This is a genomic window from Halorubrum sp. 48-1-W (assembly GCF_003287355.1).
Classification (GTDB): Archaea; Halobacteriota; Halobacteria; order Halobacteriales; family Haloferacaceae; genus Halorubrum.
Genome location: NZ_QMIM01000010.1, coordinates 149,081 through 173,635 on the forward strand (window position 1 = coordinate 149,081; position 24,555 = coordinate 173,635).

Here is a 24,555-nt window from a genome sequence, read left to right on the forward strand (position 1 = left end):
ATCGTCCGTGTCCACCGTGATCGGTCCGATAACCGACGGGATGGTCGGGATGGCGCTCGCCGGTATCGGGGGGATCCTCGGCGTCTACCTCGTGGTCTGGGGAGTAAACGGGGTCAGACGAACGCTCGCGGTCTGGGCGAACGACCCGATCCCGATCGGCGAAGCCCACCTCGCCGACGGGACCATCGAGGTCGAGGGGACCGCCGAGCAGTTGTCCGAGACCCTCCGGTCGCCGTACGACGACGCCGAGTGTCTCGCGTACAGCTACTCGAAGAAACGGAAAGAACGGGAGAAGAACGAGGACGGCGAGTACGAGACGAAGTGGCGGACCGTCGACTCGGGCGACGACACGGTCCCGTTTCTGGTCTCCGACGACACCGGCTCGATCCCGGTCGCTCCCGAAGACGCGACCCTCGGGTTGGACACCGAGTACAGTGACCGGACGGGCGACATCAAACGGACGGAGAAACGCATCGACCCCGGGGACGGGGTTCACGTCATCGGACAGAAGCTCCCCGCGGTCGAGTCGAACGCCGACCTCGGCGACGCGCGGACGTACATCGGCGACGGCGAGGCAACCCCGACGTTCCGGGTCACGAACGGGGGCGAGCTGGAGACCGTCGCGCGGATGTTCGGTCGGTCCGTGGGGAGCATCGCGCTCGGCGTGATCCTCCTCGGCGTGTTCGCGTACGCGCTCCTCGCGTCGTTTCCGTGGATCGCCGCCGCGATCGACGTGGGCGGATCGATCTGAGACTCCGGACGAGGTACCCCGCAGTGAAGTACCTCGGGGACAAGCCCCGAGGCTTCACCGTTTTGACCGCACCCCTCGACATGAGTCGTGTGGTCGCAGGCGAATTTAATTCCCCTCGACCTTCCCGAGATAGGTCGGCTGGAATTAACACCCGAACACTCGGTGCGTCCGTGAGGGTCGGCGGCTCCACCCCGCCCGACAGCACCCGTCGCACCACGCCAAAGACGCGGATTTCGAGAGGTGCCGCATTTCCAAACTGCCAGACGACCACTTCATATTGAGGTCTTCAATATCCTTCGTGGTCGTTATCCATATGTGCGAAATATTGCTTAATAAACATTCGTGTCGGCTTCACCCTCGGGGTCAAGCCCCGAGGCACTCGCCTTGATTATCTGTAGACTACAGCCGCGTCCTGCCTGCCTGCCGGCTGGCGTGCGCTTTTCACCCGTCGGAGCGACGTGTGGATATGCCACCGATCGACCTCGGACTCGGGCTCGGAACCTCCGGGCTCGACGACCCCGTGGAGTGTACGGAAACCGTCGTGACGGCGCTCGAAGCCGGCTACCGTCACGTCGACACCGCACAGATGTACGACAACGAGGCCGCGGTCGGCGAGGGGATCGCCGCCGCCGACGTCGACCGCGACGAGGTCGTCGTCGCAACGAAGGTCCACCCGCGGAACCTCGCGCCCGGGGACGCCCGGGAGACGGCCTACGAGAGCCTCGACCGGCTGGGGCTCGAGCGCGTCGACCTGCTGTACGTCCACTGGCCCACGAAGGCGTACGACCCGGCGGCGACCCTCCCGGTCTTCGACGAGCTCCGCGCCGAGGGCGTGACCGACCACGTCGGCGTCTCCAACTTCACACCCGGTCTGCTCCGGGAGGCTCGGGAACTCCTCGACTCGCCGATCGTGGCCCACCAGGTGGAGTGTCATCCGCGGTTCCAGCAGCCGGAACTCCGCAGGTTGGCAGCCGAGTTCGACCACCACCTCGTCGGCTACTCGCCGCTCGCGCGCGGGGACCTGCTCGACGACCCGACGCTCGGGACGGTCGCCGACCGCAACGACGCCTCGCCGGCGGTCGTCGCGCTGGCGTGGGCGCTCGCCCGCGACGTGGTCCCGATCCCGAAGGCGACCGGCGACCACGTCACGGAGAACCTCGCCGCGCTCGACCTCGAGCTGTCCGACGCGGACCTCGAGGCGATCGACGGACTGGCGGGGGGCGAGCGAACGATCGACCCGGACGACGCCGCCTGGAACCGAAACTGATCGGCGGAAGCCGGGACCGCCCCTCAGACCGCTTCGAGCCGCGTTTCGAGCTCCACGTCGATCCGCTCGACGAGGTCCTCCATCGGTTCGTCGAGGTACGTCGCCCACTGGTCGAGAAAGCCGGACCGGCCGAGGATCCGAACCACCCGATAGATCGGCCGCCGCGTCTCGAACCCGGTGGGGAGCCCGCCGGCACGCTCGCGGTATCCCGCGTACACCGCCCCGCCGAACCGCTCCGGGCCCTCGTAGTCGAAGCCGTTACAGAGCTGGTCGCGCGCGCGAACCAGGTCGCGGGCGGGGTCGCCGACGTGCGCGAGCTCCCAGTCGAGGAAGCCAACGTCGGCGCCGCCGACTACCCGATCGCCCTCCGCGAGGAACGCGTTCGGCGGGGCGATATCGCCGTGGAGCAGGGCAGTGGGCGCGCCGTCGAGGCGGTCGCGGTTCGATTCGACACAGTCGATCACGGCGTCGAAGTGGCGGGCGAGCCGATCGGTCGTACCGATCTCGCGGGTGCGCTCGATCGTCCCGAGCAGCGTGTCGGTCCACGAGGCCGTCTCGATCTCGAGCCCGGAAGCGCCGTCGTGGACCGCTTCGTCGACGCCCTCCCCGATCCCGACCGTTCCGCCGCGTCCGACGATCTCCCCGTGGCTCTCGAACCGCTCGGCGTGGAGCGTCGCGAGCGTCGCCCCGACGTACCGGAGCAACGTCTCCCGTCGGTCGTCGTCGGCCTCCCGGAGGACGTCGTGGAGCGCCCGGCCCGGGGCGGGCGCGGTCGCCAGGTAGGGGACGGTCGCGTCCGGGTCGGTGGCAATGACGTTGGGAACCGGGATCGGCCGTCGCGCCGAGACGTACTCCAGAACCGCCCGTTCGCGGGCGATACGGCCCCCACTGCCCGCGATCGCGACCTTGAGGTAGACACGGTCGCCGTCGGCGAAGTCGACGCCGACGGTCTCGTTGCCACCGTTCCAGGAGGGACCGACGCCGACGAGGTTCACAACTCGCCGATCGGGGAACGCCGCCGTGAGTGCCGTCTCGACCGACGCGTCCATGGCCCTGCTGGCCGGGCGACGAGAAAAAGCGTTCCGCCCGCCCGCGGACAGCGGGTTCACGAATACCTTCTGCGACCGACAACGTCATACACCCCCCACGACTTCCTCGTCCGATGACTGGCTCGGACGACGGGAACCGAGTGACCTTCGAGACCGCGGGCGAGACGCTCCACGTCCGCGACACGATCGAAGGCGAGCGGCTCCCGCTCCGGTTCGACCGAGCGCCGGACCCACGGCCCGCGATCACCGACCTGTTCGCGTTCCCCGTCGACCGGGCGGTGAGTTTCGAAGCCGAGGCGATCTCGATCCCGAAGTACTCGACGGTGAGCGTCCGCGAGTCGAGCGGCGAGTTCGTCGCCGAACTCAGCGAGGACCTCACGCTGCCGCGTAGCGCCTACTGTTTCGACGTCGTCGGCGCGACGAAGGCGTTCGTCCGCGCGGTCGATGTCGAGGTCTCGGCGACCGGGATGGCCGACGGCGGGGCCGTCGAGATCGAGTTCGACGGGCCGACGACCGTGACCGTCGGCGGACGGTCGCTTCACACCCGTCCCGAGGCCACGATGGCCGTCCCCGACGACCCGGAGGCGCTCATGCGGGCGGTGTCGGTGCTCGGCTCTTCGATCGCCGAGGCGTCGCCGGAGCGCTCCTGGCCCACCCTCCGCGGGTATCCGCCCCGGATCGGTCGCGGGGAGACGCTCTCGATCCCCGGCCACCTCGAGACGCCGGACGCGGGCGTCGAGATCGCGGTGCCGGCCACGTACGCCGACGTCTATCGCGTCACGACGCTGGCGTACTACCTCGGCGCGACCGTCGTCCCCGGCGCGGAGCCGGAGCTCCGGCTCGAGTCCGGGTACGTCGAACCGCTGCCGACCGAGGGCCCTGCGCTCGAGGAGCGGGTCTCGGAACTCCTCGGAACGGCCCTCCTTTTGGACTCGCTGGCGCGGACCGAGGGATACGTCCCCTCCGAGCGATACGAGTACGAGCGTATCGGCGGAAAGCTATCGTTTTACCCGCCGAACCTGGCCGACCGGCCGATGGCCGAGCGGCTGATGGAGTACCTCGAGGTCGACCCGGGGACCGTCGAGCCGTGTCTCCCCGAGTGGCCGACGACCGCGGTCCTCCGGCCCGGCCCGTCGGGGATGGAACTGCTCGGCCACCTCGCACACCTGCTCGCGCCCGTCCGGGTTCGCGGATCGCCGGTGGAGGCGGGTGCCGACGACCGTGGGACCCTCCGCGACCGGAGCGGACCCGGCGGGTCCGGTTCGCCGACGGGGGCCGTACTCCCGCCGACCGCGGCTGTGGTCTCGCGGACCCTCGCTGTGGCCGAGGGGACGCCGAGACCGGACGACGTTCGGCTCCCGTCCGGCACCGCCGCCCTGGACGTCGCCGCCTACGAGAACCTCCTCGACCGGTCCCGACCGACGAAAGGCGACCTGCGCGTGTCACTGCTCGTCGATTCGGACGAGCGGGCCCGGGCGTTCGAGCGGGCCATGGGGGAACCCGAACTGCCCGACGGCGTCGGCGCGTGGGAGGTCCTCGTTCGCCCGACCTGTGAGGAGTTTCGCGATCGGCTCGGAGACCCGAACGTCGGGCTGTCGCTGTGTTCGCTTCCCGTCGACGGGAGCCGTGTCGCCTGCGCCGACGGCGTCGTCGACGTCGCGACCCTCGATCGCGTGCCGACCACGACCGTGTTCGAGCGCGCCGGAGGCGTCACGCCGGCCTCGGCGTCGGTGGAAGCCGGCTCGTTCGGGTCGATCGCTCTCGACGGCGCGCTCGACGTGGAGCGAGTCCGCACGCTCGTCGGGCTGTTGGCGACCGCGACGCCGTTCGCTGCGAGCGTCGCGCTCGCACGGGTCCGGGCGGTCGCGGGTGTCCGCCTCGCCGGCGACCCGTCCGCGATCGCGGTCACGCCGGAACGAGGGGGCACACAGGGTGTCGTTCGGGTTCGGTCGATCTCCGAGACGGAACACGCGGTCACGTGGCGGTCCCTCCCGTCGGTTGACGCGCGAATCGGCACGGAGTACCATCCGCTCTTCGAGTGGGCGGATACCGTTCCGGAGCTGATCGGGACGGAACGGCAGGCTCCGCGGCCGCTCTCGACGACGGAAGTGCTCGATCTCGTCCCCGAACCCGACGGCGTCGTCGACCTCAACGGGACGGTCGTCTTCGAGCGCGACGGGGTCACCGAAGCCGACGTACAGCGGTCGGCCCGTCGGGCGCTCGCCGCTCGGGACCGCCGACAGCGCCCCGCGGACCGGATCTCTGCCCGATCCGACCGGGAGTGACCGAACGGCGGACGGCTCCACGGAACCCTCTCGACGTCCACGGAACCCTCTCGACGTCCGCGAAACCGCCCGTGTGTTTTTGAGCCCCGACGACGAAGCTTCGCCCATGCCACAGATACACCTCGACGAGTCGACCGTCGAGCGACTCGACGCGCTCCGGCTGGACGACGAGGAGTACGACGAGATCGTGAACGAACTCATCAACATCTACGAGGCCGAGGAGCTGACGCTGTTCCGCGGCAGCGACATCGAGTAGCGGACCGGACGAATCCGGTCCCGACCCCTCGACCGTCGAACGCGCGGTTTAACCGTCCAGCCCCACGATCCGATCGACATGAGCGGGTCTACGGAGGGCGACCTCACCAAGACGGGGATGTCGTTGAAACACGACCGAGAGTGGGACTACGAACTCGACCGGATCGTCGAGGCCATCGAGGAGCGGAACGCGAGCAAGGTCGGCCTCCAGTTCCCGGAGGGGCTCAAGCGGCGCGGCCCGAAGGTCGCCGACGACCTCCGCGAGGTCGCCCCCGACGACGTGACGTTCATGCTGTCGGGCCAGCCGTGTTACGGCGCGTGTGACCTCGACACCTATCTGATGCGCCGGACCGACGTGTTCGTCCACTTCGGACACACCCCGATGAAGGAGTCCGACAGCATCGTCTACGTGCCGCTCTTCTCGAACGTCGACCCCTTCCCGATCATGGAGGAGTCGCTCGCGGAGCTTCCCGACCCCGAGGAGGACCCCGACGTCGGGCTGGTGACGACTGCCCAGCACATGAACCGTTTCGAGGAGATGACCGATTGGCTCGAAGCGCGCGGCTACGAGGTCCACACCCGCCGGGGCGACGATCGGCTCACGAAGGAGGGACAGGTGCTCGGCTGTAACTACGCCTCCGCGGACATCCCGGCGGATCAAGTGCTGTACGTCGGCGGCGGGAAGTTCCACCCGGTCGGACTGGCGATGGAACACCCCGAGAAGACCGTCGTCATCGCCGACCCCGTCAACAACGCCGTGTCGATCGCCGAACACGACCAGTTCCTGAAACAGCGGTACGCCTCGGTTCACAAGGCGATGGGCGCCGAGAAGTGGGGCGTCATCTTCTGTACGAAGATCGGTCAGGGCCGCTGGGAAACGGCACAGGAGATCGTCGAGAACAACGAGAACGCCTACCTCATCACGATGGACGAGGTCACCCCCGACCGCCTGCGGAACTTCGACATGGACGCGTTCGTCAACACCGGCTGTCCGCGGATCACGACCGACGACGGCCCCCGGTTCCACAAGCCCATGCTGACGCCCGGCGAGTACGAGGCCGCGATCGGCGAACGACCCCTCGACCAGATCGAGTTCGACACGTTCCACGACACCTGGTGACGACCACGGACTGGACCGTCTCGCCAGCCGTCTACCGCTGATCGACGCACTCGCCGGCGACTTCGACGAGGTCCGCCGTCACACCGACCCGCCCGTCGAACAGCCGGCACGTGGTCGCGTTCCACGCGAGTTGCCCGCGGAAGTCGTCCCCCGAAACGGTCACCTCGTGTCGTCCCTCTGGACCGACGACGACCTCGAAGGCGCGGGCCACGCCACCGTCGATCCGATCGGACTCGTCCCCGTACGTCGTGCCCTCGTCATCGACGACGTCGACCTGGACCGTGATCGCGTCGGCACGGTCGTTCCGTACGGTGAGATCGAGACGACTGCTCTCGTCGTCGCCGAACAACCCCGTACAACCGGCCAGCGACACGGCGCCCGCGGTCGCGAGCAAACGGCGACGGTTCATACCGTGTCCACCCGGCCACGACACTTGAACCCACGTCCTACCCGATGGGAACTCGCCATCGGTCGACGACGCAACACGCCGACGAGGGGGACGCTACCGAGGACACAACGACGGCAGGGACGGCCCGGACGGCGAACGGGACCAGGAACCGGGATACCCGGAGGGGTTCACGAATCGCTCACCGCGGTTCGATAGAAACCGTCAGATCGTCGATGTAGTGTGTGGCGTCGGCCTCCCAGATGACCGCGGTTCCGACGGCGAAATGCAGCGTGTCCGTCGACAGTTCCGGCGTCGTCCACTCGAACGAGTACTCCCGCCAGCCGTCGGCGAGCCACAGCGGCTCGCGTAGCCCGCCGATCGGCGTCTCGTCGAAGTCGGTGGAGTTGACGCCCAGCTGGGGGAAATCGTCCTCGACCTCGGCGGGGTCGGGGCCGAGCCGCATAACCGCGTGGCGGATCGTGTTGAAGGACTCCGATTCGCTCCAGAACTGCCCCGTCGCCTCGATCTCGTACGCCCGTCCGGATTCGACCGGGATCGGACGGGAGACCCACGTCACCCCGTCGTCGTAGTCGCCCTCGTTCCACACGCGGAGCGAGCGTTCCCCCTCGACTGCTTCCGTCTCCGACACGTCGACTTCCCACTCGAAGTCCTCGATGTCGACTTCCGGGCCGATCGCTGACGCGGACTCCCACGCATCGAGGCCGTCTTCGAACCCCTCGGTAAACTCCGGCCCGTCGCCCCGGTCGAGGCACCCTGCGACACCGATCACGCCGAGCGATGCTCCCACTCGGAGGGTCTCACGACGGAACATATTCGATATGAACGGCCCGTACGGATAATCGTTAGGTGATAGATAGCAAGCCCCAAGGATCGTGGACATCGATCCCGGGGGACGCGACGCCGACGAGCCGCGATGGCTCTCGCGGTGCGGGATCGTTGCCGGCGTCGGCACGCTGGCCGGGATCGGCATCTCGTTGGCACGGACGGCCGTTCCGGGAACGCGCCCGTACGTCACGAGCGTCGTAGCGTTCGTCCTCGGTCGGAGCGACGCTACTCGCGGTCGGTAGGCGATCACTGTCGGACCAGCTATATCTATATACTCACACCGCGTCCACTCTTGGGAGACTTCATGACAACAGAAAAACGTGACCTCGACGTTTCGGACGAGCGCGGAGCCGCGATCGGCGGCGAGCGCGACGGACTGATCGGCGAGATCGAGACGGCCGTCCGGTACCCCGCCGAGAGCGACGACGTCGTGAAGACCGTCCTCATCGGGGGCCTCCTCACGATCTTCGGCTTCCTCCTCGTTCCGCTGTTCGTCCTCGCGGGATACTTCGTCCGGGTGCTCGACCGAACCGCCGACGGCGACGAGGTGCCGCCGACGTTCGACGACCTCGGGGAACTGACCGTCACGGGAGTCAAGGCAGCAGTGATCGGGCTCGTCTACGGCTTCGTCCCGCTGCTCGTCGGCGGCGTCGGGGTCCTCGTCGGCATCGCGGGGATCGGCGCAGGTGACGGCGAGGGGATCGTAGCCGGCCTCGGCGTGCTCGGCGTCCTCGTCGGGGGGATGGTGTGGTTCGCTCTCGCACTGCTCGTCGCGTACCTGCTCCCGGCTGCGCTGGCGAACTTCGCCCGGACGCGCTCGGTCGGTGCGGGCTTCGACGTCGGGACGCTGAAACCGATCTGGACCTCCCGGGCGTACGCGCTCGCGTGGGGGACGGCCCTCGTCGTGTTCCTGATCGGTAGCGTCGTCGCCGGCGTCCTCAACGTCGTCCCGGTCCTGGGGACGATCGCCGGCGCGTTCGTGGGGTTCTACTTCGCCGTCGCCGGGTACTCCGTCATCGGCCGGTCGTGGAACGGGTTCCCCGTCGACGGTCGCTGAACCCTCCGTTTCATCCCGGTCCGTCGGCGACTCGGCCCTCCACGTAGTCGACCGCGGCCGTCGGCGAATCGATCGCCTCGACCCCTTCGACGTCGTGCGTGTCGAGTCCCGCGACCGCTCGTCCGTGGGCGAGCGCGAGTCCGATCTCCGAGAGGGTCCCGGGACCGCCGTTCACCGCGATCACTGCGTCGCCGTTCATCACGACGAGGGCGTTGCGAGCGTGCCCCAGACCGGTGGCGATCGCCGTCGTGACGAACGGGTTCGCGTCCGCGCGCCGGTCGGTCGGGAGGATCCCGATCGTCTCGCCGCCCGCTTCGCGGGCGCCCCGACAGACCGATTCCATCACGCCGCCGAGGCCGCCGCAGACGACGGTGTGGCCGCGCTCGGCGAGTTCGGTCCCCAGCTCTTCTGCGACCGCCGCCGTCTCGGGCGGAACCGAACTCCCACCGATGACGCTGACACGCATACCCGGGCGTCCCCCACGAGGGCACAAAAATCGGGGGTGTCTTCGGGTCGGGGTCGATCGTCGGCCATCGTTCCGACGGGTACGGAACGTGGCTCCGGCGTCGTGGCCCCCGCTACGAGTCGGCCAGCCTGATCTCGACGTCGTGGACGCCGTCGCGGAGCGTCGCCCGTTCGATCTCCCGGAGCTCCTCCGCGGTCGCGTCGACCGTCGCGAAGTGGTTGCCGGCGAGTTCGCCCGCGGGACTCTTGAAACACGTCGGCCCGCAGGGAAGGAGGATCTCCTGTTCGTTCCGGTATCCCGGATACAAAAGCAGGTCGCCACGCGACGGGTAGACCGTGTGGTTCTCTCGCGGGATCTCCGGGAGGTCTATCTCGTCGATCTCGATCCAGGTGGCGATGCCGCTCCAGCGCACGTGCATGAGCTCCGATTCCAGCGGCAGGAACTCGCGGACCGCCGCGACCGACTCGGGCGCCCGGTCCTCGTGAAGCTCCGCCGTGAACGTCGTTCCCTCGATATCGATCGTTATCATGGACGGTGGTCGTCCCGTCTCGGGACGTATTGAAAAGGCCACCGTCGTCGGGGATCGTCCTTCGCTGGGGATCGTCCTTCGCTGGGGATCGTCCTTCGCTGGGGATCGTCCGTCGTCGGGGGTCACACTCCGGCTGTCGCGATCCCAGCCGGGGTGGGAGACCGTTGCCGCCGCCCGATCGACGCTCGTAGCCGTGGTGAAACGTTTTTAAGCATCGGGCGAGGACTGACGTTATGAGATACGATACCGTCGTCTTCGACAACGACGGTGTTCTCGTCGGCCGCACGCGCTTCGACGTGCTCCAGGAAGCGACCCGGGACGCGTTCGAGGAGTGTGGTGTCGACGACCCCGACCCCGACGACGTAGAGCGGATGACGATCGGCGCGACCCCCGGCAGCGTAGGGACCGTCTGTCAGACGTACGACCTCGATCCGGGGTCGTTCTGGCGGACGCGCGACGACGTGGTCTCGAGAGCCCAACAACAGGAGGCCCGCGCGGGCCGGAAGACCCCTTACGACGACCTCGACACGCTCGAGGAACTCGACGTGAAGATGGGGATCGTCTCCTCAAACCAGCAGGCGACCGTCGACTTCCTCGTCAAGCATTTCGACGGCTTCGAGGGGTTCGGCGCGGCGTACGGCCGGGAGCCCACGATCCACAGCCTCCAGCTCCGGAAGCCGAACCCGCACTACCTCGAGCGTGCGCTCGGCGATCTGGACGCCGACTCGGCGCTCTTCGTCGGCGACAACGAGTCCGACGTGAAGGCCGCGGAAAACGCCGGCGTCGACTCCGCGTTCATCCGCCGGCCACACCGCCGCAACTGGGAACTCAACGTCTGGCCCACCTGGGAGATCGAGACGTTGGACGACCTCTTCGACGTCTGTGGCGTGTGACGGTCGGGAGGCCGTTCCGCCGACGCTACCCGGCCCGTTCACCCCCGAGAACCGCCGGTCTCGAGGGACATGACCCGACGGACGTTCGGCACCCTCTGTGGGCTCGTCTTCCTCGTAAACCTCGGACGCGTCGCGTTCGCGCCGCTCGTCCCGACGATCGGCTCGGAGTTCGGCGCGAGCCCCGCGGTCGTCGGCTCCGTCACGACGCTGGTGTGGGTGGGGTCGGCGCTCCCACGGATCCCGGTCGGCTACCTCCTCACGCGGGTCCCGAGACACTACGTCGTGTTGGGATCCGGGCTCGCGCTCGCTGCCGCCGCCACCGTCACCGGTAGCGCCGACACCATCCGGACGCTCCAGGTCGGCGCGCTCTTCATCGGGCTCGCCTCCGGGGCGTACTTCGTGGCGGCGGTGCCGCTCGTCGCCGAACTCTTCCCGAGCGGGCGCGGGCGAGCCATCGGTATCCACGGGGCAGCGAGCCAGCTCGCGGCCGTGATCGCTCCGGGGGTCGTGGTCGGCGTCCTCCTCGTCGCCGGCTGGGGCGACGTCTTCCGCCTGCTCGCGGTCGCGGCGCTCGCGGTCACCACCGTCCTGTTCGTCGTACTGCGACGGGAGCCCCTCCCGGAGGGCGCGGGCGCCGACCGCGACTTCCGGTCGGCACTCTCCCACTGGCGGGTCATCCTCCTCGTGATCGTCGTCGTGGCTGTCCCCGGGTTCGTCTGGCAGGGCGTGTTCAACTTCTACGTCACGTATCTCACGGGAACGAAAGGGCTCTCGACCGGGTTCGCGAACTCCCTCCTCACCGTCGTCTTCGCGGCCGGCCTGCCCGCGTTCTGGTTCGGCGGCCAGCTCGCCGACCGGCTCCCGCAGATCCCGTACCTCCTCGGGATCCTCGTCTCCTTCGCCGGCGCGCTCCTCGGGCTCGTCGCCGCCGAATCCGCCGTGACGATCGTCGCCGCCACCGTCGCGATCGGTTTCGTGATTCACGCGATGTTCCCCGCTACCGATACGTTCCTGCTCGACTCGCTTCCCGCGGACAACCGCGCCAGCGCGTACGCCGTCTTCAGTGGGATCGCCCTGCTCTTCGAGTCTACCGGTAGCGGCGCGCTCGGTGTCACGGTCGAGCGCGTCGGCTTCGACGCCGCGTTCGTCGCTGGCGGGACGGGCGTCCTCGCGGTTGCCGTCGTCCTCGGCGCGCTCCACGCCCGCAGGGGCCTCCCCGGCGGACGCGGGACCGTCGAGTGAGCGATGTGTCGGCAGTGTGGACGGGGAGGGCCGTCGTCGACGGTGACGCGGTACCTGGTAAACACTTACCCGTTACAGCGTAGTTGTGTGGTATCATGCCGATTCAACGGGCGAAGTCCCTCCCGTCGCTTTATGAGGACGTCAGGGAGTACGACCTGGTTCTGGTGCCGGACGCTCCCCTCGCCAGTGCGCTGAACCGACAGTTAGACCGTCCCCACCTGGGGAACTTTGCGACGACTCCACGGAGGGTGGCCGCCGGACGCCGGGAACAGGTCGAAGAGCGAACGATCTTTCTGGAGTTACTCCACGAGACCGACCTCTCGTGGAAACAGGCGGCCTATCTCGGCGAGGAGATACTCCACTGCTGGGAGTACACCGCCCGCCCGGACGCCATCCTCTCGTTCGACCAGTTCGACACTCCGGGTGTCGAGCGCGCCGTCGAGCGTGTCCGCCATCTCGATACCACCTCCCGCCACCTCACCGACTACACCGTCGACGAATCGACGAACCTCGCCGTCGTCGGCTATCCGCTACTGACGGAGCTCGAACGGTCCATCCTGCCATCGGCGTACGATACCGTCGACCGGTTCACTGACCGGACGTTCGAGATGCCACCGTTCCGGGTATTCGATACCGCTGCGGACATCATCGACGGTCTCCACGGAGCGGTCACCGAGGGGACTGCCGACGACGTTGCCGTCGTACTCGATGCGGACAGTGAGTTCTCGATCCTCGTCGAATCCGCACTCGAGGCCGCCGACGTTCCGTTCTACGGTGGGCCGGGTTTTCTCGATGATCCGAACCATCGGGCGTTTCTGCGACTGCTTCGTGTCGCGTTCCGCGGGAGTGACGTCCGCGTCTCCGATATCCGGCCGGTACTCCAGCACGTCGGGCTGTGCGTAGACGTCGACCACGACGAGAAACGTCTCCACAGGCTCGATGTCGCCGGAGCGGACTGGCTGATCGAGTGGTGTCACAACGTAACAGCCGGCGAGTGGTCGTTCGAAACCGCGCTCTCGGAGTACGTGTCAACGCTTGAGAGTGACGGGTTGGGTGCGTTCCACGACGAATTACGAACGCTCGGTCTCGCTTCACGGACGATTACGGAGTCGCGGGTCGACGACCTAGAGTTCTACCTACAGTCCTACGAGGTGCCGATCGACCGCGAGAACGAGGGTGTCCTTCTCGCCGATGCCAAATCCGCGACGCACGTCGACCGGCCGCTCGTGTTCTATCTCGGACTCGACGACGACTGGACGAGAACGCCGCTCCGACGACCGTGGGTGGACCGTCAAACCGAATTCGACCGCCACCTCGCACAGTTTCAGCTACTGGTACAGAACGGAACGTCCCAGTGGTATCTCGTTCGAGACAGTGTCGGTGGCAGCCCCGTCGCTCCGTGTCTCTATTTCGAGGAACTCCTCGAGGGATCGTTCTCTCGATTCAGCGACCGCTCTACGGAACGGTACACCTCGCCGAAGCCGTCCTCGGAAACGCCGTTCGAGGCCGATCCGGTCTCCGTGGCTACGACTGAACTCGATACCATCAGCCAGTCCAGTCTCAGCACGTACGTCAATTCACCGCGAGACTACTTTTTCGACCGGATCGTCGACTCACCCGACAGGGACTACTTTCGCGAAGGGAACCTCTTCCACGATTTCGCTGAGTTCTACGTCCACCACCCGGAGCGTGTCTCGACTGACGACGTCGACGAGATCGTGGACGTCATGCTCGGAGAGATGGAGCCGTTCATCCGCGGGATAGACGGGGACGTCCATCGAACCCGATATCGAGCCGGCGTTCGGAACGTCGTCGAGTTTCTCGACGAACACGCACCGGAGACGGTCGCTGTCGAGAGCAGAAGACGGGGGGAGAACACGTTCGCCGAACACTTCGGAAAACCCGTCGGGAGTGACGTAACGGAACGGTGGTTCGAGAACGAGGCCATCGGTGTGAAAGGGAAGATAGACCTTGTCGCGTCTCCCACTCGACTGGTCGATTACAAGAGCGGCTCGAAGCGATCCGCGATGACGGTGGTGAGGGACTCGACTCTCGACGACATCTCCACGACACCAGATTTCCAGGCGAAGCTCTATCTGACTCACCAGCGTTCACGGCAGCCGGACGAGCGCCTCGAGTTCGTGTTCGTCCATTTCCTGGAGAACGTCGACGACATCGTACGTGGGGAGGCGGACGTAGCTGACACGATCACCACGGTCGACTACTACCCGACCACCTATCTCGCCTACATCCGTAGCGAAGACGTCTACCGAAAACTCCGTGATGAGGGGTCGAACGCGTGCCGAAAGACGCTCTCGAAGTCGTCGTACGAGGACTACCTGGCAGTGTTCGAGACGACGACGTTTCCCGACACACGGGATACCGACGAACTCATCGATTCAGCGTTTGGAACCGCGTTCACGAGCACCATGGCGGACGTCGTTGGAGACTACAAATACGTCGAGAAAGGGTGCAAGCAGGTGATGCGAGAATTCGTCCGCATCAGGGATCGCAACTACTTCGAGGACGACCTCGACGCCTTCGAGGCGTTCGTCTCGGAACGACTCTCGGAGATACATACTCGCCGCGCGGGTGAAGAGCGGTTCCCCATCGCGGACCTGGTAGACGAGCCGAACTACCGTCGTGTCAACCACCGGGACCTGCTGCTGGAGGGTGACCGATGACGGACACACGTCCGGAGTCCCGATCGGGGTCCCAGGCAGCACCGACACCGAACGAGAAACAACGGCGGCTCATCACCAGCATCGATGGCACGTATGTCGTAGACGCCGGTGCCGGGACGGGGAAAACCTTCGCTGTCACGCGTCGCTACGCGCATATCCTCGAGACGACGGACGCCTCACCGGAGGACGTCCTGCTCATCACGTTTACGCGGAACGCGGCGAGAGAGATGAAAGACCGCATCGTCGCTCACTGTGACTACGGAACGGCGGAACTCGCCGACGCACCGATCCAGACCTTCCACAGCCTCGGTAGAGATATTCTCCAGGACTACGGCTTCGACGCTCCCAAACTGTTGGGTATCGACGACCACATCCCGAGTTCGACGCGTATCATCGAGGACGACGTCGTCGAGGAGGCGCTGTTTCAGGAGTTCTTCGAGCAGTTTACCGACGATCACCCGGAGTACAGTGACTTCCTGCGGACGATAGTCGACCCGAGCGAACTACTCGACCTCATCGGTCAGCTCGCGGCAAAGGGGGTGTTCCCAACTGCTGACGGCTGGTATCGCGACGGGGAGTCACATCTCGATGGCGACTACGCCGCGTTCAAACGCCAGTTCGACCGGATGAACGAGCCCCGGAACGGGGGGAGAAAGCAGTCCCGGTTACGATCGAAACTCTACCGATACGGGAAGAACAGCTGCTATCTTCCGGATGCCCCCACGAAAGCGGACATCAGAGGTGACGGGAAGCGGGTCCCGGACGACGTCGCCTCACGCGCATTCGAAGAAGACCGAGGGAACCTCAAAGCGTTCGTCCACGACGTATACTTCGAGTACCTCCGCTTTACGCTCTCGCGTAATTACCTGAATTTCAGCTTCCTCCAGCTGTTCGCGTTCGTGCTGCTGTGTGAAGACCACCAACTACGCAGCGAACTGTGCTTCGAGTACGTGATGGTGGACGAGTTTCAGGACTCCAGCGAGGTCCAATTCAAACTCGCTTTGCTCCTGGCGGACACGAACAACATCTGTGTCGTCGGGGACTGGAAACAGAGCATCTACTCGTTCCAGTACGCTGCCGTCGAGAACATCCTGGAGTTCCGCAGCCGTTTCTCACGGTTCGCGTCCGAACTGAACGGCGACCACACGCGAGTGACGTACGATACGTCCTCGGTCTCGACGATCGAACTCGAAGAGAACTACCGGTCCACACAGACCATACTGGATTTCTCCGAGGAGAGTCTGACCGTCCCTGCAGCGAAGTACGACTCCGTCGACGTCGAAGCCGTCCGCGACCGTATCGTCCACCTCGAATCGAACGCCGACAACGATGGCTCCACGATTCGAGCCATCCAGCACGAAGAGGAACACGAAGCCCTGTTGACGGCGATCGACGACGTCGTCGGGAACCCGGAGTATCTCGTCGAGGACGAGGACGGTACCCGTCGGTCACCCGCGTACCGCGACATCGCAGTTCTCACACGAACGCGGGATTTCGGTCGGGAACTTCAGCAGGTGGCGGACGACCACGGCCTGCCGATGGCCTACGAGGGCGGTATCGAACTCTTCCGTACCGATCAGGCCAAACTGCTCCTCGCGTGGCTTCGTGTTCTCGAATACGATGGAGACCGTGGTTGGGCACCGATCCTCGAACGGGCCGGGTACACGCTCGACGAGATCAAGCATATCCTCGAAACCGGGTCGTATCCCGACGACATGCTGAAGTTCCGTGTCTCGCTGGGGTCCGTCGACTCTCTCGGTGGTGTCGTCAGGCGCGTGTTCGAACGGTACGGCTTCACTGGCCCCCGTGCCGACGTGTTGCTCCACACTATCGGGTCGATTCGGGAGACGACGACGCTCACGACCGGCGACCTCATTCGGTTCATCGCTCGGGGTATCGAACACGGGAGTACACACGAAGTCAACACGAGCGCGGGGGACGATTCGGTCACCGTTCGGACGATACACGCCACGAAGGGGCTCGAACACCCCATCGTCTTCATCGCGAACATGAACGACGGTCGCTTCCCGCCATCGGGCGGGAGAAACAGCACAGTGATGTATTCCGATTCGATCGGGCTCCGTCACTGTACGACGTACGACGACGTCCACGGGCAGGCGTATATCTACGATAACTGGAAAGCCGACGTCCTCAGCACGTGTCTGCCACGAGACTACGACGAGGAGCGACGGCTCCTCTACGTGGCGATCACTCGGGCCGAAAGCCACGTGCTGTTTACTGCCGGTGGAACCCCAAACAGGTTCCTCGGAGAGCTCCCGGTCGAGGTAGAGCAGGGAGATCCGGACGTCCCGACGTTCGACGCTTCACCGGATACACGGACGGTATTAGACGTTCGCTTGCCCGAACGGGTCGGTCCCCAAAGCTACTCACCACACTCGATAATGGACGAGACCGTCTACGAGGGGGTCGAGGGCGGTGAAGGGATGGAGTTCGGTACCCAGCTACATTCGTTCGCCGAGCGCTATTGTCTCGGGGAGGACGTCGAGCCCAGAAACGCGGACGAGGAGAACGTGAAGTCGATGATCGATTCGCTTCCGGGAGAACTCTTCCCCGAGGAGGACGCCTACCTGCCGATCGAAACGGAACGAGGCCGGGTTACGCTCTCCGGTGTCATCGACCTGCTCCATATTGCTCCGGACGGCGTCGACGTCATCGACTTCAAAACCGATAGGGGTCGACACGCGGAACCGGAGTATCGGAAACAGCTGAGTGTCTACTATCACGTCGTTGCCGAACTGTATCCCGACCGACCCGTTCGCACAGCAGTATACTACACCGAATCCGGGGATCGAGTATCGATCGAGCCACTGACGAAAACCGAGCTACAGGAACTCATCGTCGATGCGACGGAAGGCTAACTCAAGAAGGACTCCATAGACCCGTTAAGCGTGTCACGGTCGGGGCGTGTCACGGTCGGGGCGTGTCACGGTCGGGGCGTGTCACGGTCGGAACGTGTCACGGTCGGAGCGTGTCACGGTCGAGAGCGGCGAAGGCGTAACACTTCGAGCGTGTCACGATCGACTGCCGCCTGGACGTAGACCTCCCCGCCGTCGGTTTCGGCCCTCGTCCCGTCGACGGCGACCTCCTGACGCTCCCGGCAGTCGGGGCCATAGAAGTGGTTCGATCGGTGGAACCACTACGACCGGTCAGTCCGTGTCGTCGTGAAATTTCACCACGAGTCGTTCGGTGGCGAGTGCGTATACCGTCATTTCACGGCCTTTTTTCGAGTACCACGTCTCGATCGGCGTGATTAGCTCCGCCTCGCACAGTCGTTTGAGGTGGTAGGAGACGGTCTGTACCGATTGATCGACTGATTCGGCGATATCCGATGCCGTTCGCGGCTCCGATTTGAGTGTGACGAGGATCTCCTGGGCCGTTTCGGAGGAAAGGATCTGTAGTACGTCGGTTGGTTCGTTCCGATCGACCACGACGTTCGTCCGTTCACGCGGCGCGTGGTCGACGGGGGGCTGATGTGGGAAGGCGCTTGCCATAGGTATTCTCACCTCACAATCGTGTTGTTCGATTTGTTCGGTCTACTCCGAACAAACGAATCAAACGATTTAATACTTACGAAATCCACGGTAGGGATATGATTCAACCCACTCGCTATCACGTCGTGTGGATAATAGGTAGCCATGAGTGAGGAACCTCGCGCCGTCGCCCGCGAACGCGTCATCGAGTCGATGGAGCAATCGGCAGAAGTCTACGGGCTGAGTCGGAGCGCAGGTCGAATCTACGGCGTACTGTACTTCTCCGAAGAACCGCGTTCGATCCCGGAACTCGTCGACGAAACCGGCTATGCGAAATCGACGATCAGCAACGTCACCCGCACGTTGGCACGGATCGGACTTATCCGCCGTCGGTCCTCGGAGGGCGGTGGCCGACGCGTACAATACACGGCCGAGCGTGAGATCTGGTTCATCCTCCAGGACGTGTTCCAACAGTACGTTCAACGGGAGCTACAGACGACACTCCGGACGATCCAGCGCGCCGAAGCACAGCTACCTGACGATAGCGGAGCCGAGACCGAACGGATCGAAGAACTCCGAGAGACGTACGAAGATCTCCAGGAGATCGTCGCGCTGGCCTCGGATTTTACGGTTGGAGAACTCCGGGACGCGCTCGAATCCTACGACCGATGATCACCAGTACACGGTGTACACACAGGTATCGTCTCCCTCACGACGGCACGTTTCTCCCGTCTCCTCGATGAAGACGAACGCGTCGACGGACGCGTATTTCTTGGCGACGCCGCGAACGAGTCCCCGGTCGAACGGGCAGGGATACGGGGTGTGACACGTGAGTTCTCCTTCTCGGTCAGCCGTCCGTTCGAACTGATAGGAGCCGATCTCCCCACCTCGATGGTTGCGTCGGTAGGCTTCGTCGATCGACTGGAGACCCTCGGGAACTGTATCGAAATCGTTCGGCCACTGGGCGACTGCTGGAATTTGCTCGCCGAGCCGATCGAGGACGTGCGGCTGTAATTCGTCAGCGATCGTCTCGAAGGCGTTCAACCAGGTTTGTTGCGGATACCACTCCTCGGGATCGGGGTCAGTAATCCCTTCCACAGCGAGCGCCTCTACTGCTCGTTTTTGGTACGCGTCGGAAAATCTCCCCATCGCTTCCTCGACGATCGTCAGTACCGTTCGACCGTTCACCTCTACGTCCCGGTCAAACGCTTCATAGGTAGCCATTACGCGTAAAACCAGTTGGATCACGAAAGTAACTTCGGTGTGTGATGGCGGCGGTGTTCAGGTAACACCGATATTCGTCGTCTAAGACCGTGCGGGGCTATCCGACTTGGCGTAGTATCTCCCATAGAGTTATCATTTTTCTCCTTGGTGTTTGTGTATGGCAGACAGTCGGATCCTCTGGATAGATACGCATCCAGTTACAGCATTTTTTGTCGGTGCGTATGCCTACACGTGGATCATTACGGCCCCGGCCGCGTTTATGCAAGAGAGTTGGATTCCATGGATTCTCATCTACATCGGGAGTTTCGGCCCCCCTGTAAGCGCCGCGGTGGTGACGTGGCTGCGGGGCGACGACGTTCGAGCGTGGGCCCGTCAAATCGTCCGCTGGCGGGTCGGCTTGTCGTGGTGGGTCGCAGCATTCGGGATCCCGATCGCCATCATCGGCGTCACGGCGGTCGTCCTCGCAGCGATCGGTGGGCCAGTTGATCTCGAGCAACCCACACAGTCGCCTGTTCTGATCGCTATCGTGTTCATCTTCGGACTGACGGTCAGCGGGGGTTTGAACGAAGAACCAGGATGGCGAGGGTTCGCCCAGCCCTATCTGAACGAGCGTTACAGTGCGCTGACGGCGAGTCTAATCATTGGCGTCGTCTGGGCCGGCTGGCATCTTCCGTACTTTCTCATTCCGATCACCCCGCATTCGGGATTCACCTTTGTCAACCAGATCGGGTGGTTCGTCGGTATCGTCCTCTTGTCGGTCGTCCTCGCGTGGGCGTACAACGGGACTGGCAGCGTGTTGATCGTGATGGTGCTACACGCAATGGCGAACACCGCGGATATATTGTTGCCGCTCGCGCCGGATCTGATCGTCGTCGATGGCGTGATCGACGAAACCGCAGTCGGGACGGTCGTGATAGTCCAGTTGGCGGTACAGTTACTCGTTGTCGTCGCCCTCATTGCGTACTACGGCCGCGACTCGCTCGCTCGTGGAGCGATTCCTGGGGCGGATGATATCGGGAGAGGGTGAACCAGAACCAGTAACTCACCAGATCGAGCCAGCGTACTCGAACGTAAGGTCGTCAACGACTTCGGTCGGAAGCCCAACGTCCTCGAACATATCTCTGAGGACCTGCCGGTATTCGTCTTCGGGGATCTCTTCACCGACTGGGAGTCCGATCGTCACATACAACCCACCGAGCCGATCGAGTTCGATCGTGTACGTTCGGTCGCCGTCTTCGTGCTTGATCTCCGCACTCTGGACGATGATGTCGACGGTGGCGTATCGAGTGCCGTCCCGATACGAGGTTTCTTTGTACCAGCCGTCGCCGCCAGTTTCCGAGCCGGACGCATCCGTTCGTTCGGTCTCGATGGCCTCGTAGACGCGGGGGAAGGAGACGGACGCATCCACATCGATCGACGGGTTCGATGTTCCCTCTGCGACCTGTTCACGGAGATCGGCTACGTGATCACGTGCAGTCGTCTCGGAGATGTCGAACGCGAGCGTGAGGCGGTCGATCAACCACGCTTCGGGTGGTACCGATTCGACGGGGAACTCGTCGAAGCCGCGGTCGTCGATAAGTGTGACCGTCGGTGTCTCATCGGTGAGCCAGACCTCCACGAAGACGTACTCGGCGGGGAAGAACGTGAACCCGAACACCCGATACTCCGGCCCGAATCGGTCATCGAAATCGGCGACTCCGGCGGGGTGTACCCCACGGGCGTCCTTCGTGCCAACGTAGTACGGTTCGTCGACCGTATATCCGGTGTCACGGGCGGCCGTCAGTACGGCATCGTAGTCGATGTCCAGTTGGCGGCTCTCCGACCAGTACGACGCGTGGTCGGCCCCTGACGACGAGCAGCCGGCAAGTGAGACGGTAACTGCGGTTCCAGCCACGGCTCCAATTCGCGTGAGGATAGAGCGCCGGCTCACACATGGTCCTGTAACCTGAACCGAGTCTCGAGTATCGACCAACGGTGAATCGAGCATGTTGTGTGTTAGTAAGAAACAGAACTCAATAACGGGTGTGATCGATGAATTGGATGGGTATAGGCAGCCATGGCCGCTCAGGAACCGATCGTACGCTCCTCAGAAGCGTTGCCGAAACTGTCTCCCGTCGAGCACGGACTCCAGTGACGAGTATCGGACGATCCGCCCGTATCAGACCGAGTAGAACTAGATGACCTCTGAGGACTTGAGAACTCGATTTCAGTCGGACGGATACTCGCTAACGTTCCTAAAACGTAACGTCGGGCAGTTAGGAGCACGACTTCGGGACTGAGCGAATGTATCTGATTCTCTCTTTCTCCTACCGTACGTACGCTCGCCACTCACTTCGCCCAACGGGAACCCGCATAGACAGCTGGCAATCCGAGGGGAAGTGCGAAGAGACCGAACCCGACCAGGACGTATCCAGCTCCGTGTCGGCGTCGTACAGCTAGAATCGTCGCGACGACGCCGACGAACGCGATCAGATAGCCGAGATTACTCCAGAGCGCGTTGTACGAGGAGCAGTACAGCCAGCAAACGAACGTGTAGGCCGGGGCGTTCCAGGTGGGTGGGTGGAGTTTCGGCCAGAAGAACCGGCAGTACGTAGTCCAGCCCAGCATCGTGACGGTCGGCAACCCGACGAGCCACACCGCTGCCCCACGATTCCCGTCGCCGTATCGCCGATATCCAGCGAGGAAGAGCGCGGGAAAGCAAAAGACCCACAGCCAGATGCCAATGGTGTAGGTCACCGGCCAGTGATCGATTCGGGGCTGTACGATCGGCAGCCGCAGTGACTCGGGAAGCGTCGCCCACGGAAACGAGGGATCGGGAACGGGATTCGTGAGGAACGCGATCAGACAGAATCCCGTCCCGACAAGGAGTCCGTATAATCCCAGCGTCGTGTATCGGTCAAGCCATGCTGGAAGTCGCGGGCGGGTCGACTGTTGACGGTGATCGGAGAAGCCAGCCATTCTTCAACGTTGTCCGGTCGTGATCAGGTATCTCGGTCGAGTGTTTCGCGTCGCTGTTCGTATTCCTCGTCGGTCAACTCTCCGCGGGCGTAGGCGATCCGGAGTTCTTCGAGCGCGTGGTCCGAGTTACTCGCATCCCCCGTAATCGCGCGATAGATGAGGTATCCACCACCGAGGAGGGCGGCGAGGAACAGGAGCTGTATCACGATGCCGACGACGAACATCCAGCCAGGCATCGTTCCGTCGCCCCACATATGGCCACCCCACGTACCACCCATCATCGGGCCGACTCCCATCATCCCGAAGCCCATGAAGAACATCGGGAAGAGGACGAACGCGCCGATGATAACGAGAACGATCGTGACGAGTCGTGTATCGTCTGGTTTGTCAGGCATGGTTTCCTCCGTAAGATCCGTCTCCAGTACTCAATACGGGTTCCCTATTCAATGCGATTGTGCCTTCCCTTCCTGTGATCTATCCCGCAAATACTTTCGATATCTCGGATCGACACCAGTTCTGCGTTCGAATCCACTCTCATTCTGGTAGACTTCACGCTATCACGCCGACTCACCGGACTGGATCATGCGAAGATAGCGGTTCAGCAACGGATCGAAGCCGTGACGTGGTGCCTTTCCGTCTTCGTATTGTGGCTCGTAGCCGTTCGATGTAGCCGGTTTCGAATCGTATCTACAAACGGAATAAATCACGACAGTGGGCACATCAATCTGCTCGTAATGAGACCGGTTTCCACTCTGTTTTCGAGATCGTGACCCGGACAGTACTTTTGTTTCCATGGTTTTGATAGCTCGAAATCGGGGTTCTCTAAGAACAATTGCAATAGCTGATGCCTACGATGATCTAACTATGCAGGCGACGATAGTTGATGGTATCCTCGAATCCCTCCGCATCGGGGTCGGGTTCCTCTGGACAGCGGCGTGGGCGATCATCATGGGCCTCACGATCACGAGTCTCGTCCAGGTCTACGTCTCGAAGGAACGGATGGCACAGGAGCTGGGTGAAGGCGATCTAACGGGGCTTACCAAGGCGACTGTGTTCGGAGCAGCGAGTAGTGGCTGTAGTTTCGGGGCCGTCGCCATCGGGAAAGGCTTGTTCAAGAAGGGTGCCCACGCGGTGAACTTCCTCGCGTTCATGTTCGCATCGACGAACCTCATCGTCGAACTCGGGCTGATGATACTGATCCTGTTAGGGTGGGAATTCCTTCTCGCGGAGTTGCTCGGTGGCCTCATTCTTATCGCCGTTATGGCCGTCATCGTTCACCTGACGCTCCCCGAGAACCTGTTTAGCGAAGTTCGGGAAACGCTCAACGAGCGCGATCACGCATCGGGCGTCACCGAAGACCCCACCTGCGGGATGGAGGGAAAAGACGAGTACACGCTCACGACCGATGGCGGTGAGACGCTCAAATTCTGTTCGGAGGGCTGTATGGAGACCTACCGCCAGGAGGCGTCGAGTCGCGGCGGGTGGCGCGAGGAGCTACTGTCGTGGGGTGGCTGGTATAAGCTCGGGAACCAGTACCGCAAGGAGTGGTCGATGATCTGGAAAGACGTCATTGCGGGGTTTCTCATCTCCGGGTTCGTCATCGTCTTCGTCCCCCAGTGGGTCTGGAACACCTTGTTCATCCAGGGTGACGGCCTGCTCGTAACGGCCGAGAACGCTATCATGGGAGTCACCGTCGCCGTCCTCAGTTTCGTCGGCAGCATGGGTAACGTCCCGTTTGCCGTCGCGCTGTGGGGCGGTGGTGTCAGCTTCGCGGGCGTCATCGCGTTCGTCTACGCCGACCTCATCACGATCCCCGTATTGAACGTCTACCGGAAGTACTACGGCTGGAAGGTCATGCTGTACATCCTCGGCGTCTTCTTCGTGACGATGGCGTTCACCGGCTTCCTCATGGAACTGCTGTTCGACGCCCTCGGGATCGTTCCGGATCTGGCCGGTGGCGAGACGGCAACCGAACAGACGTACTTCGAACTCAACGGCTCTGGTGAATCGATGTAAGGCGGCGGGATAGGCCGTCAAATCAAAGGAAGTG

The 24,555-nt window shown here is 63.8% G+C and carries 23 protein-coding genes and 2 pseudogenes; 15 read left to right on the forward strand and 10 right to left on the reverse strand.

Going from position 1 to position 24,555, the window contains the following annotated elements; all coding sequences use genetic code 11:
• Positions 1–7: 7 nt before the first annotated feature.
• Both DQW50_RS05540 and DQW50_RS05545 read left to right on the forward strand, forming a co-directional pair.
• Positions 8–751, forward strand: a complete 744-nt coding sequence (locus DQW50_RS05540; RefSeq protein WP_127341311.1) for a GIDE domain-containing protein — start codon at positions 8–10, stop codon at positions 749–751.
• Between the two features lie 466 nt (positions 752–1,217).
• Positions 1,218–2,018, forward strand: a complete 801-nt coding sequence (locus DQW50_RS05545; protein ID WP_112078292.1) for an aldo/keto reductase — start codon at positions 1,218–1,220, stop codon at positions 2,016–2,018.
• Positions 2,019–2,041: 23 nt separating this feature from the next.
• On the opposite strand, the gene DQW50_RS05550 is transcribed toward DQW50_RS05545, so the two are convergent.
• A complete protein-coding gene (locus tag DQW50_RS05550; protein ID WP_112078293.1) occupies positions 2,042–3,067 on the reverse strand; it encodes a phosphotransferase family protein in 1,026 nt (341 codons plus the stop codon).
• Between the two features lie 113 nt (positions 3,068–3,180).
• Here DQW50_RS05550 and DQW50_RS05555 point away from each other — a divergent pair, with 113 nt between their 5' ends.
• The 3 genes from DQW50_RS05555 (at position 3,181) to dph2 (ending at position 6,727) form a co-directional block, all read left to right on the forward strand.
• Positions 3,181–5,352 carry a hypothetical protein gene (locus DQW50_RS05555; RefSeq protein ID WP_112078294.1) on the forward strand — a complete coding sequence of 724 codons (2,172 nt, stop codon included), beginning with the start codon at positions 3,181–3,183 and terminating at the stop codon, positions 5,350–5,352.
• A 106-nt stretch (positions 5,353–5,458) separates the two neighbouring features.
• Positions 5,459–5,608, forward strand: a complete 150-nt coding sequence (locus DQW50_RS18120; protein ID WP_198664618.1) for a hypothetical protein — start codon at positions 5,459–5,461, stop codon at positions 5,606–5,608.
• Between the two features lie 78 nt (positions 5,609–5,686).
• Complete coding sequence (gene dph2 / locus DQW50_RS05560; RefSeq protein ID WP_112078295.1) at positions 5,687–6,727, forward strand: diphthamide biosynthesis enzyme Dph2; 1,041 nt, start codon at positions 5,687–5,689, stop codon at positions 6,725–6,727.
• A gap of 31 nt (positions 6,728–6,758) precedes the next feature.
• Here the strand turns inward: dph2 and DQW50_RS05565 are convergent, their stop codons facing one another.
• Both DQW50_RS05565 and DQW50_RS05570 read right to left on the reverse strand, forming a co-directional pair.
• Positions 6,759–7,136: a hypothetical protein gene (locus DQW50_RS05565; RefSeq protein ID WP_112078296.1), complete on the reverse strand. Its 378-nt coding sequence runs from the start codon at positions 7,134–7,136 to the stop codon at positions 6,759–6,761.
• Between the two features lie 178 nt (positions 7,137–7,314).
• Positions 7,315–7,947, reverse strand: coding sequence for a hypothetical protein (locus DQW50_RS05570; protein WP_112078297.1), 633 nt, complete (start codon positions 7,945–7,947; stop codon positions 7,315–7,317).
• A gap of 61 nt (positions 7,948–8,008) precedes the next feature.
• Here DQW50_RS05570 and DQW50_RS05575 point away from each other — a divergent pair, with 61 nt between their 5' ends.
• On the forward strand, positions 8,009–8,203 hold the full coding sequence (locus DQW50_RS05575) for a hypothetical protein (RefSeq protein ID WP_112078298.1): 195 nt from the start codon (positions 8,009–8,011) through the stop codon (positions 8,201–8,203).
• Between the two features lie 62 nt (positions 8,204–8,265).
• Positions 8,266–9,018, forward strand: a complete 753-nt coding sequence (locus DQW50_RS05580; protein WP_112078299.1) for a DUF4013 domain-containing protein — start codon at positions 8,266–8,268, stop codon at positions 9,016–9,018.
• A 10-nt stretch (positions 9,019–9,028) separates the two neighbouring features.
• On the opposite strand, the gene DQW50_RS05585 is transcribed toward DQW50_RS05580, so the two are convergent.
• Together DQW50_RS05585 and DQW50_RS05590 are read right to left on the reverse strand one after the other, a co-directional pair.
• Positions 9,029–9,484: a TIGR00725 family protein gene (locus DQW50_RS05585; protein ID WP_112078300.1), complete on the reverse strand. Its 456-nt coding sequence runs from the start codon at positions 9,482–9,484 to the stop codon at positions 9,029–9,031.
• Between the two features lie 112 nt (positions 9,485–9,596).
• The gene (locus DQW50_RS05590; protein WP_112078301.1) at positions 9,597–10,013 is read right to left on the reverse strand and encodes a DUF3830 family protein; all 417 of its coding nucleotides are present in this window, start codon (positions 10,011–10,013) and stop codon (positions 9,597–9,599) included.
• A gap of 233 nt (positions 10,014–10,246) precedes the next feature.
• On the opposite strand from DQW50_RS05590, the gene DQW50_RS05595 reads away from it, so the two are divergent.
• The 4 genes from DQW50_RS05595 to DQW50_RS05610 all read left to right on the forward strand — a co-directional run bounded on the left by DQW50_RS05595 (position 10,247) and on the right by DQW50_RS05610 (position 17,711).
• Positions 10,247–10,906 (forward strand): HAD family hydrolase, encoded by a 660-nt coding sequence (locus DQW50_RS05595; protein WP_112078302.1) that lies wholly within the window; start codon positions 10,247–10,249, stop codon positions 10,904–10,906.
• Positions 10,907–10,975: 69 nt separating this feature from the next.
• Entirely contained in the window at positions 10,976–12,148 is a 1,173-nt protein-coding gene (locus DQW50_RS05600) for an MFS transporter (protein WP_112078303.1), read from the forward strand.
• A gap of 95 nt (positions 12,149–12,243) precedes the next feature.
• Positions 12,244–14,832 carry a PD-(D/E)XK nuclease family protein gene (locus tag DQW50_RS05605; protein WP_112078304.1) on the forward strand — a complete coding sequence of 863 codons (2,589 nt, stop codon included), beginning with the start codon at positions 12,244–12,246 and terminating at the stop codon, positions 14,830–14,832.
• Entirely contained in the window at positions 14,829–17,711 is a 2,883-nt protein-coding gene (locus DQW50_RS05610; protein ID WP_112078305.1) for an exodeoxyribonuclease V subunit beta, read from the forward strand. The genes DQW50_RS05605 and DQW50_RS05610 overlap by 4 nt, the downstream gene beginning before the upstream one ends.
• A 288-nt stretch (positions 17,712–17,999) precedes the next feature.
• On the opposite strand, the gene DQW50_RS05615 is transcribed toward DQW50_RS05610, so the two are convergent.
• A complete protein-coding gene (locus DQW50_RS05615; RefSeq protein WP_112078306.1) occupies positions 18,000–18,344 on the reverse strand; it encodes a transcriptional regulator in 345 nt (114 codons plus the stop codon).
• A 144-nt stretch (positions 18,345–18,488) separates the two neighbouring features.
• Here DQW50_RS05615 and DQW50_RS05620 point away from each other — a divergent pair, with 144 nt between their 5' ends.
• Positions 18,489–18,995, forward strand: a complete 507-nt coding sequence (locus DQW50_RS05620; RefSeq protein WP_112078307.1) for a GbsR/MarR family transcriptional regulator — start codon at positions 18,489–18,491, stop codon at positions 18,993–18,995.
• On the opposite strand, the gene DQW50_RS05625 is transcribed toward DQW50_RS05620, so the two are convergent.
• On the reverse strand, positions 18,996–19,547 hold the full coding sequence (locus DQW50_RS05625; RefSeq protein WP_112078308.1) for a hypothetical protein: 552 nt from the start codon (positions 19,545–19,547) through the stop codon (positions 18,996–18,998).
• Positions 19,548–19,704: 157 nt separating this feature from the next.
• Between DQW50_RS05625 and DQW50_RS05630 the strand changes: the two genes are divergently transcribed.
• Positions 19,705–20,574: a CPBP family intramembrane glutamic endopeptidase gene (locus tag DQW50_RS05630; RefSeq protein ID WP_198664619.1), complete on the forward strand. Its 870-nt coding sequence runs from the start codon at positions 19,705–19,707 to the stop codon at positions 20,572–20,574.
• 15 nt (positions 20,575–20,589) lie between these two features.
• Here the strand turns inward: DQW50_RS05630 and DQW50_RS05635 are convergent, their stop codons facing one another.
• Positions 20,590–21,441 (reverse strand): hypothetical protein, encoded by an 852-nt coding sequence (locus DQW50_RS05635; protein WP_112078309.1) that lies wholly within the window; start codon positions 21,439–21,441, stop codon positions 20,590–20,592.
• A 152-nt stretch (positions 21,442–21,593) separates the two neighbouring features.
• On the opposite strand from DQW50_RS05635, the pseudogene DQW50_RS05640 reads away from it, so the two are divergent.
• Positions 21,594–21,728 (forward strand): annotated as a pseudogene (locus DQW50_RS05640) (universal stress protein); the annotation flags it as partial.
• A 147-nt stretch (positions 21,729–21,875) separates the two neighbouring features.
• Here DQW50_RS05640 and DQW50_RS05645 read toward each other — a convergent pair.
• Positions 21,876–22,505 carry a hypothetical protein gene (locus tag DQW50_RS05645; RefSeq protein ID WP_112078311.1) on the reverse strand — a complete coding sequence of 210 codons (630 nt, stop codon included), beginning with the start codon at positions 22,503–22,505 and terminating at the stop codon, positions 21,876–21,878.
• 23 nt (positions 22,506–22,528) lie between these two features.
• Positions 22,529–22,900, reverse strand: coding sequence for an SHOCT domain-containing protein (locus tag DQW50_RS05650; RefSeq protein ID WP_112078312.1), 372 nt, complete (start codon positions 22,898–22,900; stop codon positions 22,529–22,531).
• 469 nt (positions 22,901–23,369) lie between these two features.
• Here DQW50_RS05650 and DQW50_RS05655 point away from each other — a divergent pair.
• Positions 23,370–24,500, forward strand: a pseudogene (locus tag DQW50_RS05655) (permease); the annotation flags it as partial.
• Positions 24,501–24,555 lie beyond the last annotated feature (55 nt).

What these genes read in the sequence shown, in the direction of transcription:
- DQW50_RS05545 (WP_112078292.1), top strand. Translation starts at nt 1,218, where the DNA reads ATGCCACCGATCGACCTCGGACTCGGGCTCGGAACCTCCGGGCTCGAC.
- DQW50_RS05550 (WP_112078293.1), bottom strand. Translation starts at nt 3,067, where the DNA reads ATGGACGCGTCGGTCGAGACGGCACTCACGGCGGCGTTCCCCGATCGG.
- DQW50_RS05555 (WP_112078294.1), top strand. Translation starts at nt 3,181, where the DNA reads ATGACTGGCTCGGACGACGGGAACCGAGTGACCTTCGAGACCGCGGGC.
- DQW50_RS18120 (WP_198664618.1), top strand. Translation starts at nt 5,459, where the DNA reads ATGCCACAGATACACCTCGACGAGTCGACCGTCGAGCGACTCGACGCG.
- dph2 (WP_112078295.1), top strand. Translation starts at nt 5,687, where the DNA reads ATGAGCGGGTCTACGGAGGGCGACCTCACCAAGACGGGGATGTCGTTG.
- DQW50_RS05565 (WP_112078296.1), bottom strand. Translation starts at nt 7,136, where the DNA reads ATGAACCGTCGCCGTTTGCTCGCGACCGCGGGCGCCGTGTCGCTGGCC.
- DQW50_RS05570 (WP_112078297.1), bottom strand. Translation starts at nt 7,947, where the DNA reads ATGTTCCGTCGTGAGACCCTCCGAGTGGGAGCATCGCTCGGCGTGATC.
- DQW50_RS05580 (WP_112078299.1), top strand. Translation starts at nt 8,266, where the DNA reads ATGACAACAGAAAAACGTGACCTCGACGTTTCGGACGAGCGCGGAGCC.
- DQW50_RS05585 (WP_112078300.1), bottom strand. Translation starts at nt 9,484, where the DNA reads ATGCGTGTCAGCGTCATCGGTGGGAGTTCGGTTCCGCCCGAGACGGCG.
- DQW50_RS05590 (WP_112078301.1), bottom strand. Translation starts at nt 10,013, where the DNA reads ATGATAACGATCGATATCGAGGGAACGACGTTCACGGCGGAGCTTCAC.
- DQW50_RS05595 (WP_112078302.1), top strand. Translation starts at nt 10,247, where the DNA reads ATGAGATACGATACCGTCGTCTTCGACAACGACGGTGTTCTCGTCGGC.
- DQW50_RS05600 (WP_112078303.1), top strand. Translation starts at nt 10,976, where the DNA reads ATGACCCGACGGACGTTCGGCACCCTCTGTGGGCTCGTCTTCCTCGTA.
- DQW50_RS05605 (WP_112078304.1), top strand. Translation starts at nt 12,244, where the DNA reads ATGCCGATTCAACGGGCGAAGTCCCTCCCGTCGCTTTATGAGGACGTC.
- DQW50_RS05610 (WP_112078305.1), top strand. Translation starts at nt 14,829, where the DNA reads ATGACGGACACACGTCCGGAGTCCCGATCGGGGTCCCAGGCAGCACCG.
- DQW50_RS05615 (WP_112078306.1), bottom strand. Translation starts at nt 18,344, where the DNA reads ATGGCAAGCGCCTTCCCACATCAGCCCCCCGTCGACCACGCGCCGCGT.
- DQW50_RS05620 (WP_112078307.1), top strand. Translation starts at nt 18,489, where the DNA reads ATGAGTGAGGAACCTCGCGCCGTCGCCCGCGAACGCGTCATCGAGTCG.
- DQW50_RS05625 (WP_112078308.1), bottom strand. Translation starts at nt 19,547, where the DNA reads ATGGCTACCTATGAAGCGTTTGACCGGGACGTAGAGGTGAACGGTCGA.
- DQW50_RS05630 (WP_198664619.1), top strand. Translation starts at nt 19,705, where the DNA reads ATGGCAGACAGTCGGATCCTCTGGATAGATACGCATCCAGTTACAGCA.
- DQW50_RS05645 (WP_112078311.1), bottom strand. Translation starts at nt 22,505, where the DNA reads ATGGCTGGCTTCTCCGATCACCGTCAACAGTCGACCCGCCCGCGACTT.
- DQW50_RS05650 (WP_112078312.1), bottom strand. Translation starts at nt 22,900, where the DNA reads ATGCCTGACAAACCAGACGATACACGACTCGTCACGATCGTTCTCGTT.